Source organism: Arthrobacter sp. H14 (assembly GCF_000520495.1).
Taxonomy (GTDB): domain Bacteria; phylum Actinomycetota; class Actinomycetes; order Actinomycetales; family Micrococcaceae; genus Arthrobacter_C.
In genome coordinates this window covers 74,385-88,878 of record NZ_KI914637.1, presented here as the reverse complement: position 1 = coordinate 88,878, position 14,494 = coordinate 74,385, and the positions used below count along the sequence as shown (strand labels likewise).

The 14,494-nt window shown below is 63.1% G+C and carries 16 protein-coding genes; 8 read left to right on the top strand and 8 right to left on the bottom strand.

Annotated features, from left to right (window positions below; all coding sequences use genetic code 11):
* From Y707_RS33420 to mca, 3 genes are all read right to left on the bottom strand, one after another.
* Positions 1-132: DUF255 domain-containing protein (locus Y707_RS33420; RefSeq protein ID WP_035780491.1), on the bottom strand; the 132-nt coding region annotated here is incomplete at its 3' end.
* A 6-nt stretch (positions 133-138) separates the two neighbouring features.
* Positions 139-549: a hypothetical protein gene (locus Y707_RS30515; protein WP_155852758.1), complete on the bottom strand. Its 411-nt coding sequence runs from the start codon at positions 547-549 to the stop codon at positions 139-141.
* A 42-nt stretch (positions 550-591) separates the two neighbouring features.
* Entirely contained in the window at positions 592-1,524 is a 933-nt protein-coding gene (gene mca / locus Y707_RS0105735) for a mycothiol conjugate amidase Mca (RefSeq protein WP_253905070.1), read from the bottom strand.
* 77 nt (positions 1,525-1,601) lie between these two features.
* Between mca and Y707_RS0105730 the strand changes: the two genes are divergently transcribed.
* From Y707_RS0105730 to Y707_RS0105720, 3 genes are all read left to right on the top strand, one after another.
* The gene (locus Y707_RS0105730) at positions 1,602-2,048 is read left to right on the top strand and encodes a DUF4307 domain-containing protein (RefSeq protein WP_026534358.1); all 447 of its coding nucleotides are present in this window, start codon (positions 1,602-1,604) and stop codon (positions 2,046-2,048) included.
* A 234-nt stretch (positions 2,049-2,282) separates the two neighbouring features.
* The gene (gene greA, locus Y707_RS0105725; protein ID WP_026534357.1) at positions 2,283-2,777 is read left to right on the top strand and encodes a transcription elongation factor GreA; all 495 of its coding nucleotides are present in this window, start codon (positions 2,283-2,285) and stop codon (positions 2,775-2,777) included.
* Positions 2,778-2,788: 11 nt separating this feature from the next.
* Positions 2,789-3,016 carry a hypothetical protein gene (locus Y707_RS0105720; RefSeq protein ID WP_155852756.1) on the top strand — a complete coding sequence of 76 codons (228 nt, stop codon included), beginning with the start codon at positions 2,789-2,791 and terminating at the stop codon, positions 3,014-3,016.
* 36 nt (positions 3,017-3,052) lie between these two features.
* Here the strand turns inward: Y707_RS0105720 and ilvA are convergent, their stop codons facing one another.
* The gene (ilvA, locus tag Y707_RS0105715) at positions 3,053-4,306 is read right to left on the bottom strand and encodes a threonine ammonia-lyase (RefSeq protein ID WP_035780488.1); all 1,254 of its coding nucleotides are present in this window, start codon (positions 4,304-4,306) and stop codon (positions 3,053-3,055) included.
* A 50-nt stretch (positions 4,307-4,356) separates the two neighbouring features.
* The gene (locus Y707_RS23835; protein ID WP_051441687.1) at positions 4,357-5,289 is read right to left on the bottom strand and encodes an aldose 1-epimerase family protein; all 933 of its coding nucleotides are present in this window, start codon (positions 5,287-5,289) and stop codon (positions 4,357-4,359) included.
* A gap of 135 nt (positions 5,290-5,424) precedes the next feature.
* On the opposite strand from Y707_RS23835, the gene Y707_RS23830 reads away from it, so the two are divergent.
* The 5 genes from Y707_RS23830 to Y707_RS29570 all read left to right on the top strand — a co-directional run bounded on the left by Y707_RS23830 (position 5,425) and on the right by Y707_RS29570 (position 10,603).
* Positions 5,425-6,324 (top strand): DeoR/GlpR family DNA-binding transcription regulator, encoded by a 900-nt coding sequence (locus Y707_RS23830; protein ID WP_051441686.1) that lies wholly within the window; start codon positions 5,425-5,427, stop codon positions 6,322-6,324.
* Positions 6,321-7,424 (top strand): galactose-1-phosphate uridylyltransferase, encoded by a 1,104-nt coding sequence (galT, locus tag Y707_RS23825; RefSeq protein WP_035780532.1) that lies wholly within the window; start codon positions 6,321-6,323, stop codon positions 7,422-7,424. Before Y707_RS23830 ends, galT begins: the two co-directional genes overlap by 4 nt.
* Positions 7,424-8,584: a galactokinase gene (gene galK / locus Y707_RS0105695; RefSeq protein WP_026534354.1), complete on the top strand. Its 1,161-nt coding sequence runs from the start codon at positions 7,424-7,426 to the stop codon at positions 8,582-8,584. Before galT ends, galK begins: the two co-directional genes overlap by 1 nt.
* An 87-nt stretch (positions 8,585-8,671) precedes the next feature.
* A complete protein-coding gene (locus Y707_RS0105690) occupies positions 8,672-9,256 on the top strand; it encodes a nitroreductase family protein (protein ID WP_051441685.1) in 585 nt (194 codons plus the stop codon).
* A gap of 123 nt (positions 9,257-9,379) precedes the next feature.
* Positions 9,380-10,603, top strand: coding sequence for an acetyl-CoA C-acetyltransferase (locus tag Y707_RS29570; RefSeq protein WP_081744644.1), 1,224 nt, complete (start codon positions 9,380-9,382; stop codon positions 10,601-10,603).
* On the opposite strand, the gene mmsB is transcribed toward Y707_RS29570, so the two are convergent.
* The 3 genes from mmsB to chvE all read right to left on the bottom strand — a co-directional run.
* On the bottom strand, positions 10,484-11,833 hold the full coding sequence (gene mmsB / locus Y707_RS23820; protein WP_155852754.1) for a multiple monosaccharide ABC transporter permease: 1,350 nt from the start codon (positions 11,831-11,833) through the stop codon (positions 10,484-10,486). The genes Y707_RS29570 and mmsB overlap by 120 nt on opposite strands.
* A gap of 5 nt (positions 11,834-11,838) precedes the next feature.
* A complete protein-coding gene (gene mmsA / locus Y707_RS0105670; protein WP_026534350.1) occupies positions 11,839-13,368 on the bottom strand; it encodes a multiple monosaccharide ABC transporter ATP-binding protein in 1,530 nt (509 codons plus the stop codon).
* A 90-nt stretch (positions 13,369-13,458) separates the two neighbouring features.
* Positions 13,459-14,494 (bottom strand): multiple monosaccharide ABC transporter substrate-binding protein (gene chvE / locus Y707_RS23815; RefSeq protein WP_051441684.1); only part of this gene is annotated, 1,036 nt, incomplete at its 5' end.

The following is a 14,494-nucleotide window of genomic DNA, read 5'->3' as shown; positions in this document are numbered from 1 at the left end:
TACCGAGAGGAAGACCGGGACGTCGCGCTGCTCCGCCTCGTGGAAAGCGTCGTCGCCGAATGGCCACCAGTGGACCGGGTTATCCGCGTGCTGCCGCAGATACGCCGAGGATTCACCGGCCAGCCTGTTCATGACGGATCAGTTCCTCTGGTTGGATTCCGGGCCGTCGTGTTCGTGCCGCTTGTCGGCAATTGAACCGTCCGCATGGGCGTTGTGCGAATGCGACCCGCCGGCAGGTGGCCCGTCCGCCGTCGCACTGCCCGTCGTCGCACTTCCCGCAGCCGTCCCGCCCGCTGCGGTGCCGCCGTCGTTATCCTCCGCTGCTGCTGCTTCTGCGCGCGCGGCCTCTTCCTGCACCTGCTCGCGGTAGCGGACCCGGCGGACGCGTTTGGTCATGTCGCGGATCAGAAAGAATGTGATGACGACGACGAACAGTGTCGCCAGGAAGCCGAGCGTGCCTGGGGTGACGGCTTCAGGATCGAGTCCCTCGCGCAGATCTCCCCCCGGAGAGGGCTCAGTCGTCGCCAGGAACACCATCAAATTGCGCACTTAAAGTCTTTCTGTTGGTCGAGCGGCCGGTAACGGCTGTCTCTATCGTATGCCCGCGAAGAAGTCCGATTCAGGCAGTTCCGTCTGCACCCGCGACTCGATCAGGGAGTAATCCTCCCACGGCCAGACCCGGCGCTGCATGTCGGCCGAGACGGCGAAGAAAAACCCGTCCGGCGCCACCTGCGTCCGGTGAGCCAGCAGGGCGCGTTCACGGTGCTCGAAGAAGTCCCCGCAGTCGATCTGGGTCGTCGTCTTGTGCCCGGCGGGCATCGCCTGGTGCCCCTCGGCGTCGGCCTCTGCCCACGCCGCGATCCGCTCCGCATACGGCGATTGCAGGCCGGCTTCCTCGAGGGCGAAGTGCAGGGCGCGGAACCGTTCCGGGTTGAATGCTCTGTCGTAATAGAGCTTCATCGGCTCCCATGGTTCGCCGGTTCCTTCGTACGCTTCCGGATCTCCGGAAGCCCTGAACGCCTCGGCGGCGACTTTGTGAGCCATGATGTGGTCCGGATGCGGATATCCACCGTTCTCGTCATAGCTGAGAATGACGTGCGGGCGGAAATGGCGGACCAGCCGGACCAGCGGAGCCGAGGCCCGCTCCAGCGGCTGCAGGGCGAAGCAACCGAACGGCAGGTCCGGCAACGGGTCGCCTTCGGGCAGTCCGGAGTCCGCGAACCCGATCCAGCGCTGCTCCACGCCAAGGGCGGCGGCGGCGTTGGCCATTTCGAGCTGGCGAAGTCCTGCCAGGTCCCGTAGCGCGTGCGGGTCGTCGGCAACTTCCACGTTGAGGACGGAGCCGCGTTCGCCTCCCGTGCAGGTGGCGACCATTACTTCCACTCCGGCGGCCGCGTAGCTTGCCATCACCGCAGCACCCTTGCTCGACTCGTCGTCGGGATGTGCGTGGATGGCCAGCAGGCGCAGGCCTGCGTTCGGACCGGAACCGGATGGGGCAGACAGAGACTCTGTCGATTGGGACAAGGAAAATCCTCCTGAAAATCCATGGCGATAAGACGCGATAAACTGGATTTCCATCCACCACCGCGAAGAAACCACCCGTGAGCGCCACACAGACTTCCTCCGAGCAATCCTCACCCTCAAGCCTAGCCAATCGCTATGGCTCACCCAAGCGGCGCCTGTCCCGCCGGGCGCGGGTAATCATTATCAGCGCCGGGTTGTTGGCCGGCGTCATCATGATGGGGATTTTCACCGTACTTTCATCCACCCCCGCGGTCACATCCAAGGACGTCGGTTTCCAGGTAACGGACTCGACCCAGGCGTTTGTGGAGTTCCGTGTCACCAAGGATCCGGAGGCGACCGCGCAGTGTGCGGTGCAGGTGCTCAACTCCAGCTTCGCGATTGTGGGTTGGAAGGTTGCAACCATCGGACCGACGCCGGAAACCGAGGGCGTTAATGACGGCCGCACGACGGCGGAACGCATCTCGGTGCGGACGGAGTCCCTTGGTGTTTCCGGCGGTGTCAACTCCTGCTGGATCGTCGAATAGCGCCGGTAATAAACCGACGCGCCGGTATGGTTTCGGCTCCTGATGTTGGGTTTCTCACCCAAACTCACTAAAATGGTTCTAATAACGTTCGCCCGCCGCTTCCGGCGCTGCTCAGAATGTCGCAGCGAGGACAGCCGGCGGGTGTTTGCATGAAGGGCCTTGAGAAAACAGGGTCTCTCGCAGTCACCGCGCTGGACTGATCAGTTCAGGCCGAGCAGTATCGAAGGAGAAGTCGTGTCTACCACTGACGCATCATCCGTAGCCTGGCTCACCCAGGAAGCCCACGACCGGCTGACGGCCGAACTGGAACACCTGTCCGGCCCCGGCCGGGTTGAGGTCGTCAAGAAGATCGAAGAAGCGCGGTCCGAAGGCGATCTGAAGGAGAACGGTGGCTACCATGCCGCCAAGGAGGAGCAGGGCAAGATCGAGGCCCGCATCCGCCAACTGACTGACCTCCTCCGCAACTCACACGTGGGCGCTTCCCCGGCCGACGACGGCATTGTCGAACCCGGAATGCTCGTGGTTGCCAAGGTGGCCGGCGACGAAGAGACCTTTGTCCTGGGCAGCCGCGAAATTGCAGGCGAGACCGATCTGCAGGTGTTCAGCGAAAAGTCCCCGCTCGGCGCAGCCATTCACGGCATGCGGGCCGGCGAAAAGGGATCATACAAGGCACCGAGCGGCAAGGACATAGCGGTGGAGATCGTCTCCGCCAAGCCCTTCACCGGCTAGCAGTCCCTCCCGTGAAGGAGTTCCGCTCGATGTCGCGGCTCGTGAAGACGCTGTTTATCGCATCCATTGTGTGCGGCGTGGTTACGATCGTGCTCATCATTATCGGGTTCAGCAATCCCTGGATGAATACCCGCCCAGGGATTGTTCCAACCTTCATTTTTCTCACCGTGCTGCTGTCGTTCATCACCTTTGGTTTAGGTGGCGGACGACGGCGGTACTGGCCTTGGCGCCGCAAGTAACCTCCGTGCATGTGCCCGCTGCCAGCCGGCCGCGGGCTAATGCACCACGATGGGGTGCAGGCCTTCTGCCCGCAGACGCTCGAGCACGAACTCGCAATGCTCGTGGCCCTTCGTCTCGATATCCACCGTGATGGAAACGTCGCCCATACTGATCGAGCCCCCCAGCCTGGTGTGGTCCACACCGGTTACGTTCGCATCCGACTCGGCAATGATGCGCGAAATCGTCGCCAGCGAACCCGGCCGGTCATCGAGCATCATCCGGATGGTCATGAACCGGCCTGCGGCGGAAAGTCCGCGCTGAATGACCTTGAGCATCAGCATGGGATCGATATTGCCACCGGAGAGCACCACCACGGTGGTCCCCGGATTTTCGATTTTGCCTTCCATCAAGGCTGCAACGCCGACAGCCCCGGCGGGTTCAACGACCATTTTGGCCCGTTCCAGCAGGAAAATCAGTGCCCGGGCGAGCGCGTCCTCGCTGACGGTCACGACATCGTCGACAAGTTCCTTAATGATGGAGAAGGGCAGCTGGCCCGGCCTGCCCACGGCGATACCGTCCGCCATTGTGGAAACCCGCTGCAGCGGCACGAGCGCGTCGGCGGCGAGCGACGGCGGGTAGGCTGCCGCATTTTCCGCCTGGACTCCGATGATGCGGATGTCCTTGCCGAGCTCCTTCGCCCGCTGTTTGACGGCAACCGCGACGCCGGCCATCAGTCCACCGCCGCCGACCCCCATCAGGATGGTGTCCACGTGCGGAACCTGTTCGAGGATTTCAAGACCGATGGTCCCCTGCCCGGCAACGACGTCGACATTGTCGAAGGGGTGCACGAAAACGGCGCCAGTGTCGTCGGCGTAACGCTGAGCCTCCGCGAGCGCCTCGTCAACGGTATGGCCATGCAGAATCACCTCTGCCCCGTGGCCGCGGGTGGCGGCAAGTTTGGGCAGGGCAACGCCGACCGGCATGAAGATCCTGGCCTGGATGCCCAGCTTGCTGGCCGCGACCGCGACGCCCTGGGCATGGTTGCCGGCAGATGCCGCGACGACACCGCGGGCCCGCTCTTCCGCGCTGAGTTTGGCCATCCGGACATAGGCGCCGCGGACCTTGAAGGATCCAGCCCGCTGCAGGTTCTCGCATTTGAAGTAGACCTCGGACCCGGATTGCCGGCCGAGGGCACGCGAATTCTCAATCGGGGTCAGTTCGATGACGCCCTCAAGCAGGGTGCGGGCCGCTTCGACGTCGGCCAGAGTTACGGGCAGCCCGCCTGCTGGAGTCACTGTTTGTAGCCTCATTTCCTTGGTTCTTGACTGTCGTAGTTTGACGGCGTTCGTCTTCGATTTGGTTAGCCCAGTTTGGCGCTGATGCCCCAACTGGCGCTGAAGCTTTCGCCCGGTTCGAGCCAACGGAGGCCCTCGCCGGAGTTGAACGCGTTCGCCGGTGCGGTCATCGGCTCCATCGCCACCGCTTTTTCGACGCCGGGAAACTGATCCGTGACGAACACTTGGGTGTACTGGAAGGCTCCACTGGCCCACAGGCTGACACTGCGGCCGTCATCGGCGGAAAGGGTATGCCGCACCTTGCCGTCGGTGAAGTCGAGGTCGGTATAAGCGGTGTCCAGATCGAGCTCCCCAACCCGCCTGCCGCTCCTCAAATCGAAACCGCCCGACGCCGGCTCTGTGCCCTGCGGAATCTGCTGGTCGTTGGTCAGCAACCGGGTTTCGGCATTGACCGTCAAGGTGAGGTCCTTCGTGGGGACATCGCCAATCTTAAAGCACGGATGGGCGCCGAGGGCGAATGGTGCCCGCGCCGGCGATGAGTTAATCAGCTCCTGCGTGACCGTGAGCGAGAGATCCTCGTCGATTTCATAATGCACCCGATGTTCGACTTTGAACGGGTAGCCGTGCTGCGGAAATATCGTTGCCGCCAGCTGGACGCTCGTGTCCGTCCGGTCGAGCAGCTGGTAGCCGGCGTTGCGGAGCAATCCGTGAATGGCGTTGTTCCGCGCCACTTCGGTGATGTCGAGCTGCTGCGTAGCGCCGTCGAGCGTCCACCGGCCGTCCTGGATCCGGTTAGGCCACGGCGCGAGCATGATTCCCGAGCCCGCTGGTGGTATCCGGTCGTCGGGATAGGTCTCAGTCAGGTCGATTCCGCCGCGCTGAAAAGAGCGGATTGCACCGGCAAGTTCAGCAATCACCGCGCGCGCATCACCACGGGAAATCCCGTATTGCCGGCCCGTGGCGTACATTCGCCGGTCCTGCTCTGCATGCTGCGCCATGGGACCACGGTACCGGAGATAGCCACCCACAGTTCAATCTCTTACGCAGGGAATTTCCGGCCAACATAGGCATCCAGACTTTCGGTTATGTTAGGATTTGTTTGATTTCTGTTGCTTTTGCTTGGAGAGGACGACATGCTTGCCCCTGAACGGCATCACCGCATCCTCCTCGAACTCGAGTCGCGCGAAGCGGTCCGGGTGACGGAACTCGCCGGGGCGCTTGGAGTTTCCGAAATGACGGTCCGCAGGGACATCGAGACCCTCGACGCCAGGGGTCTCCTCCACAAGATCCACGGAGGCGCCAGCCGGATCCAGGCCTTCACCGCCGTCGAACCCGGGTTTGAACGCAATCTGGACCGGGAACAGGAAGCGAAGTCCGCCATCGCCCGTGCCGCCGCCGGGCTCCTCTCCCCCGGTATGACCATTGCCCTCACCGGTGGCAGCACCACGTACCAACTGGCCGGGCAGCTGGGTACGGTCGAGGGGCTGACCGTCGTGACGAATTCGCTGAAAGTCGCCGACTCGCTGTATTCGGGTGGCGGGGGCGGATCCGGACCGGCGGTGGGGATTTCGGGTGCCGGCCCGGGTTCGCCCACCGTCATCATTACGGGCGGCGAACGTACGCCGTCGGAGGCATTGGTGGGGCCGGTCGCCACGAACGCCATCCGGACTCTGCACTTCGACATGTGCTTCATGGGCGTGCACGGAATCGAGCCCGATCGTGGCCTGTCAACGCCGAACATGCATGAAGCCGAGACAAACCGCGCCTTTGCCGCCTCGACGAGTGAGCTCGTGGTGCTGGCCGATCATACGAAGTTCGGCGTCACCGCGCTGGCAGGCATTCTTCCGCTGGACGACGTCGACACCCTGGTGACCGACTGGCTTCCGGCAGGTGCGGCCGGGGAGAGATACAGGAAAGCCGTGGCCCGGATCCTGACCACTGACGCCACAGAGGCGTCAAGCACGGAGCGAAGCTCACCGGCAACGAAAACCAACCCGAGGCCTGAGATGAAGAAGAGAACGGAAACCCGATGACCCTGGTGACACCAACGCAGCTGGCCGATGGCCGCGAGCTGATCTATTTCGACGAAACCGAGGCCGCCGCCGAACGGCACCGCGACCCGGAGCTTGCACGGGACCGGCGCCCGCTGGACCCGCGTGGCGGCACCGGCCAGATGCGTTATGACGCCCTGAACGATGACTGGGTCGCCATCGCGGCGCACCGCCAGACGCGCACCTACCTGCCACCCGCGGAGCAGTGCCCGCTGTGTCCGACGACCGACGCGAACCCGTCGGAGATTCCGGCAGCGGACTACGATGTGGCAGTCTTCGAAAACCGCTTCCCCTCGTTCGGTCCGGCCACCGGACCCGTGCCGGAACATCCGGTTTGGGGTACCCACGGCTCGTCGTTCGGACGCTGCGAGGTGGTCGCGTTTACACCGCAGCACACCGGTTCGTTCGCCGGCCTCGGAGCCGAGCGGGCACTGACCGTGATCGATGCCTGGGCCCAGCGCACGGAGGCCTTGTCGGCGCTCGAAGGCGTGAAGCAAGTATTTCCGTTCGAGAACCGTGGAGCGGACATCGGGGTGACGTTGCACCACCCCCATGGCCAGATTTACGCCTACCCGTATGTTCCCGCCAAGTCCGCCACCATGGCCGAGGCAGCCCGGAAATATTACGACGACGCCGACGGCGCCAGGACTTTGACCGGTTCCATCCTTGCGGCCGAACGCGAAGACGGCTCGCGGATGATCCGCGAAGGTGAACACTTCAGCTCCTACGTCCCGTTCGCGGCACGCTGGCCGCTGGAAGTCCATCTGGTGCCGCACCGGCAGGTGCCGGATCTTGCCGCGCTCAGCGGGGCCGAACGCGAGGAACTGGCCACGCTGTACCTGGACCTGCTGGGCCGGTTCGACGGGATGTACCAGACGCCCACTCCGTATATTTCCGCCTGGCATCAGGCACCGCTCGACAAGCGGCTCCGTCCGGCGGGTTACCTGCACCTGCAGTTGACCTCGCCCCGCCGGGCGGAGGACAAGCTGAAGTTTCTGGCCGGCTCGGAGGCCGCCATGGGCGCCTTTATTAATGACACGACGCCGGAGGATGTGGCCCGGCGGCTGCGGGAAGTGAAGTAATGAACATCAACAACTCCCTCGATTGGCTTGCCGAAGAGTTCAGGCGGCGGTTCGAAACGGAACCGGAAGGTATCTGGTCCGCTCCGGGCAGGGTCAACCTGATCGGAGAGCACACCGACTACAACGGCGGTTTCGTGCTGCCGTTCGCCATCGACCGGCGGACCCGGGTGGCTGTGCGCGCCCGCACTGACCGCAAGGTCCAGGTGGCGTCCACTTTTAACGGCAGCTCACCAGCCACCGCGGATATCGACGACGTCGGGCCGGGCACCGTCAGCGGCTGGTCGGCCTACCCGCTGGGCGTGGTCTGGTCGATGCGCGAAGCCGGAGTGAACTTCGGCGGCTTCGACATGCTGATCGACTCCAGCGTTCCGGTCGGTGCCGGCCTCTCGTCGTCGGCGGCAATCGAGTGCGCCGTCGCGGTCGCTATTAATGATTTGGCCGGCGCGGGGCTGTCCCGGACGAAGCTCGCGCTGATCGGACAGCGGGCCGAGAACGAGGTTGTCGGGGCGCCGACAGGGATCATGGATCAGTCGGCGTCGCTGCTGGGGCAGGACGGTTCAGCCGTCTTTATCGATTGCAGGTCGTATGGATCCGAACTGGTGCCGCTCGACCTGGCGGGGTCGGACCTCGTGTTGCAGATTATTGATACCAAGGTCTCGCATTCCCATGCCACGGGAGGCTACGCGGCACGGCGTGCCTCCTGCGAACGCGGTGCCTCCGATCTGCGTGTTGATTCACTGCGGGATGTCACCGCGTCGGACCTCGACCGCGCCGCCGAACAGCTGGATGAAGAGACCTTCCGCCGCGTACGCCATGTGGTGACCGAAAATGAACGAGTCCAGCAAACCGTGGAAGTGTTGCGGACACAGGGACCAGCGGCCATCGGAGAACTGCTGGATCAGAGCCATGTTTCCATGCGGGACGACTTTGAAATCTCCTGCCCCGAGCTCGATCTCGCCGTCGAAACGGCGCGCCACAATGGTGCCATCGGCGCGCGCATGACCGGTGGCGGCTTTGGCGGTTCAGCCATTGCGCTCACCCCGGTGGACCAGGTCGACGCAGTACGGACGGCCGTGCTGTCCGGATTTGAACAGGTGGGGTGGACGACCCCGGACATTTTCGAGGTCCAGCCCGCAGATGGAGCACACCGGGCCCGCTGACAGCTGCAGCAGCGGTTATTCGCTCCGACGCCGACGCATTCAACGTCCGGTTCGCCACGGTGCCACGTGCCGGGCGAAAATGGAGGCATGAACAATGAATTCCTGCGCACCATGTCCGAGCGCCGTTCCGTGTCCACGGTTGATGAGTCGGCGCCCGGTGACGACGCACTGCGGGAGCTGCTGGCCGCCGTCGTTCCCGTTGCCGATCATAAGGGACTGAGGCCGTGGCGCCTGGTCGTGCACCGTGGTGACGACCGGCTGCGCGTCGGTGATGCGCTGGCCCAGGGCGACTTGAAGCGGAGCCAGGAACCCGAGGCCAAAGAGGTCGAGCATTTCCGCAAGAAAGCAACGCGGGCGCCGCTGCTGATCGCCATTATCGCCGAGCGCCGCAGCCGGAAGTTGCCCAAATGGGAGCAGGAGGCGGTGGCCTCGGGCGCTGCTCACCTGCTGGAGCTCGCGCTTTTTGCCGCCGGCTGGGGCGTGATGTGGCGTTCGGGCGTGGGCACTGAAACCAAGGCGGTCCGCCGCCTCTACGGGCTGGAAAAGCGGGACCGGCTCCTGGGTTGGCTCTATGTCGGCGGGATTCCGGAACGAAGCGACGGCCGCAGGACCACCAAGCCCAAGAAGCGCCCGGATCCGGCACAGTTCCTCAGCCGGCTGCCGGCAGAGTAACGTCATGCCCCGGGGCAGTTCCTCGCGGGCGCGTCCAAAAGAGTAACGTCAATTACGACGACGGCGGCAGCTTGGTGACGCCAGGCCACCCGCCGCACATCCGCATTGGCAAAGGAGTCCGTGATGGCAGAAGCAGTGATCGTTTCGGTGGCACGCAGCGGGATTGGCAGGGCGTTTAAGGGATCGCTCATCGGCGAACGGCCGGATGACCTCGCGGCGGCCATGATCAGCGCGGCGCTGGACAAGGTTCCCGAACTGGACCGCAACCAAATAGAGGACATTTACCTGGGTTGCGCAGAACCGAGCGGGGAGGCCGGATCCAACATGGCGCGCGTCGCCGGTGTCCTGGCCGGGATGGACGAGGTTCCTGCCTCCACCGTCAATCGTTTCTGCGCCTCAAGCGTGCAGACACTGCGGATGGCTTTCCACGCGATCAAGGCAGGTGAGGGCAGCGCCTTTGTGTCCGCCGGCGTCGAATCTGTCTCCCGCTACCAGAACTGGGCGGGTGCCGGCGAAACGGCCGGCTCCAACCACAACCCGAAGTTCGCCGAGGCCGGTCAGAGGACCAAGGCGCAAGCCGAAAGCAATGAGGTGTGGACAGACCCGCGGGACGAGGGAAAGCTGCCGGACGTCTACGTGTCGATGGGCCAGACCGCCGAGAATGTGGCTACATCGCTGGGCATCAGCCGGCGGGAGCAGGACGAATGGGCAGTACTCAGCCAGAACCGGACAGAGACTGCGGCCAAGAGCGGTTTCTATGCCCGCGAAATCACGCCCTACACCCTGAGCGACGGAAGTATCTTCGAACGGGACGATTCTCCGCGGGCCGGAGTAACGCTGGACGCGGTCAGCCAGCTGAAGCCGGTCTTCCGCGAGGACGGAACCATCACGGCGGGCAATGCCTGCCCGCTGAACGACGGCGCCGCGGCCATGGTCGTGATGAGCGACGTCCGCGCCCGGGAACTCGGGCTCACGCCGCTGGCCAGGATCGTCGCGACGTCGGCCAGCGCTCTCTCCCCCGAAATCATGGGGCTCGGACCGATCGAGGCGACCCGCAGAGTGCTGGCTCAGGCAAACCTGACCATCGACGACATTGACCTGGTCGAACTGAACGAAGCCTTCGCCGTCCAAGTGGTGGCCAGCGCACGCGAGCTCGGGATTGATCCCGCCAAGCTCAATGTCCATGGCGGATCCATCGCGCTGGGCCACCCCTTTGGAATGACCGGCCTACGTTTGACGACCACCCTGCTGAACGGGCTCTCCGCCACCGGCGGCACCGTCGGACTTGTCACCCTCTGTGTCGGTGGCGGCCAAGGCATGGCCCTGGTCCTGGAGCGGCTTAGCTGATCCGCCCCGGCCCAGCCCGCGGTCGCGCCTTGGTTTTGATGTACCGGCCACGCGGCGCTTGTTGAAGACGTCGAAGGCCACAGCCAGCAGCAGGACCATGCCCTTAATGAACTGCTGGTAGTCCGTTCCGACACCCATCAGGGACATGCCGTTATTGAGCACGCCCATAATCAGGCCGCCGGTGATGGCACCCACGACGGTGCCGATACCGCCGGTGACAGCGGCGCCGCCGATGAAGGCTGCGGCGATGGCGTCGAGTTCGAACAGGTTTCCTGCACCCGGCCCGGCAGAGTTGAGCCGGCCGGTGAAGACTAATCCGGCCAGCGCCGAAAGAGCGCCCATGTTGACGAACAGGTAGAAGTCGATCTTCTTCGTCTTAACACCGGAAAGCTCGGCAGCGTGCAGGTTCCCTCCGCGGGCGTAAATGTGCCGGCCGAAAACGCTCCGGTTCATCACCGCGCTGTAGATAACGATCAGTGCGCCGAGGACAACCAGGACAATCGGCGTTCCGCCGCGGGAGCTGCCCAGCAAGTAGGTAACACCCAGGATCATGACGATGCCGAAGGCAAGTTTGGTGGCGAACCAAGCCTTAGGTTCCTCGTCCAGGCCCAGTCTGCTGCGGGATTTCCGGGAGCGGAGCTGTTGCGCGGCCAGCAGTACGACGGCGAGAAGGCCCAGTCCGACTGTGGTCCAGTCGAAGATATTCGTCTCCGGCGGAAAGAGCCCGGGGAACAGGAAACCGCCGCCAAGCTGGCGGTACTCTTCAGGAAAACCGGTGATGCGCTGGTTCTCCAGGACGATCTGCGTCAAACCGCGGAAGATCAGCATGCCGGCGAGCGTCACGATGAAGGCCGGGATGCCGACGTAGGCAATCCAGAATCCCTGCCACGCACCCACCAGCGCACCGACGACGAGTGAGGCCCCTAATGCAAGCCACCAGGGGAATCCCCAGTCCTGGATCATGACGCCGGACATCGCGCCGACAAACGCGGCCACCGAGCCGACAGACAGGTCGATATGGCCGGCAATAATGACCATCACCATTCCGATGGCAAGCAGCAGAATATAGCTGTTCTGAACGACAATGTTCGAAACGTTCTCGGGCTGCAGCAGGGCACCGGCGGTCAGGATCTGGAAGAAACCGACAATAACCAGCAGTGCGACGAAGATGCCGATTTGCCGCAGCCTGCTGGTCAGGAAACTGGTGGCATCCTTAAGGGTCGTAACCATTCGAGCTAGTCCTTGTCCTTGGTCATATGTTGCATGAGAATTTCCGGGTTCGCCTCCGCAATGGAAACTTCACCGGTGATGGCACCCTCGGCCAGGGTGTAGATGCGGTCGCAGATGCCGAGAATTTCCGGCAGTTCCGAGGAGATGACGATGATGGCCTTTCCCTCGGCCGCGAGTTTGTTGATGATGGTATAGATCTCGTACTTGGCTCCGACGTCAATGCCACGGGTGGGCTCGTCGAGGATCAGGACGTCGGGATCGGAAAACATCCATTTCGAGAGCACGACCTTCTGCTGGTTGCCGCCGGAGAGTTTTCCAGTCACCGAGGTAACGGAAGGTGCTTTGATGTTCATCGAACGGCGGAACTTTTCGGCCACAATGACTTCCTGGTCGCCGTCCACCCATCCTTTTTTGGCCAGCTTTCCCAACGCGGCTGCGGAGATATTGCGTTTGATGTCTTCAATCAGGTTCAGTCCGTACTTTTTCCGGTCCTCGGTTGCGTACGCAATGCCGTGGCCGATGGCTTCACTGACCGTGCGGGTGCTGATCGGCAGGCCGTTCTTGTAAACGGTGCCGGTGATATTCGTTCCGTAGCTGCGGCCGAAGATGCTCATTGCCAGTTCAGTCCGGCCGGCTCCCATCAGCCCGGCAATACCCACAATCTCGCCCGCACGGACGCTGAGGTTCACGCCGTCGATAACAACCCGTGAATGTTCGTCGGGATGGTGGACGGTCCAGTCCTCGACGCGGAGGACTTCTTCGCCGATGGCCGGAACCCGGTGTGGGTAGCGGTGTTCAAGGTCGCGCCCCACCATGCCCTTGATGATCCGGTCCTCGCTGACCTCGCCCTCATCCAGGCTCAACGACTCGATGGTGCGACCGTCGCGGATGATGGTCACGACGTCGGCAATGGCACGGATTTCATTGAGTTTATGGCTGATAATGATGCAGGTAATGCCCTCGTCCCGCAGCTCGCGGACCAGGCCAAGCAGGTGTTCGGAGTCTTCATCATTGAGCGCCGCCGTCGGCTCGTCCAGGATCAACAGCCGGACATCCTTCGATAGCGCCTTCGCGATCTCGACCAGCTGCTGCCGCCCGACGCCGATATCGCCGGCTTTGGTCAGCGGGCTCATTTTCAGGCCGACCCTCGCCAGGAGCTTCGACGCCTCAAGGTTTGTGGCATCCCAGTCGATGAACCCTCTGTGCGATCGTTCGTTGCCGAGGAAGATGTTCTCGGCGACCGAGAGGTACGGGCTCAATGCCAGTTCCTGGTGGATGATGACGATGCCGCTTTTTTCGCTGTCCCGGATGTCTTTGAACTCGACGGGCTGCCCCTCGAAGATGATGTCGCCATCGTAGGTGCCGTGCGGGTAGACGCCGGAAAGGACTTTCATCAGGGTCGACTTGCCGGCACCGTTTTCGCCACAGATGGCGTGGACGTGCCCATATTCGACGTCCAGGTTCACGTTCGCCAGCGCCTTCACGCCGGGAAAAGTCTTCGTGATGTCCCGCATCTCGAGTATGTGTTTGGCCATGGACGTTCCAATTCTTTGTCGTCAGTTGCGGCAGTAGCGCCAGAGCGGCGTTGCCGGGGCAAACAGTGCCCCGGCAACGTCAGGAAATGCCTACTTCAGTTCTTTGGGCTCGTAGTAGCCGCTGTCGACCAGGACCTTTTCGTAGTTGTCCACGGTCACGATCTCGGATTCGAGCAGGTAGGACGGAACGACCTTTTCGCCGTTGTCGTACGTCTCGGTGTCGTTCACCTCCGGCTCTTCGCCCTTGAGCAGGTCGTCCACCATGATGACGGCGCGTTCGCCGAGCTTGCGGACATCCTTGAAGATCGTGGAGTACTGCTCGCCATCGATGATGGACTTCACGGAACCCACCTCCGCGTCCTGGCCGGTTACCACGGGCAGCTTGTCGCCCGAGTAGCCTGCCGATGTCAGGGCGGAGATGATTCCGATGGAGAGGCCGTCGTATGGTGAGAGGACGCCGTCGAGCTTCTTGCCGCCGCCGACGGTGAGCAGGTCTTCCATGCGGTCCTGGGCCGTATCGGGCAGCCAGCGCAGGATGGCCGCCTGCTCGAACTCGGTCTGCCCGCTCGGCACATTCAGGACACCGCTGTCCAGGTACGGCTGCAGAGTATCCATGGCGCCATTCCAGAAGAAGGTGGCATTGTTGTCGTCCGGGCTGCCGGCGAAGAGCTCAACGTTGAACGGGCCCTTTTCGCCGGTTTCCTCACCGTTCTCGTCGAGGACTCCAAGGCCGATCAGCAGCGACGTTCCTTGCTGGACACCGACCTGGTAGTTGTCAAAGGTGGTGTAGTAGTCAACGGTGTCGGAACCGTTGATGAGGCGATCGTAGGCAATGACAGGAATGTCCTGCGCCTCCGCGGTCTCCAGGACGCTGGTCAAGGTGGTGCCGTCAATCGAGGCGACAATCAGGGCCTCGACGCCCCCGTTGATCATGTTCTCGATCTGCGACACCTGGGTGGGAATGTCGTCGTTGGCGTACTGCAGGTCCACTTTGTAGCCGAGTTCTTTCAGCTCTGCCTCAACATTGGCTCCGTCGGCAATCCAGCGTTCCGACTGCTGTGTCGGCATTGCCACGCCAACGAGGGCGCCTTCGTTCGAGCCCGAATCGTCTTCGCCCGCCCCAGAG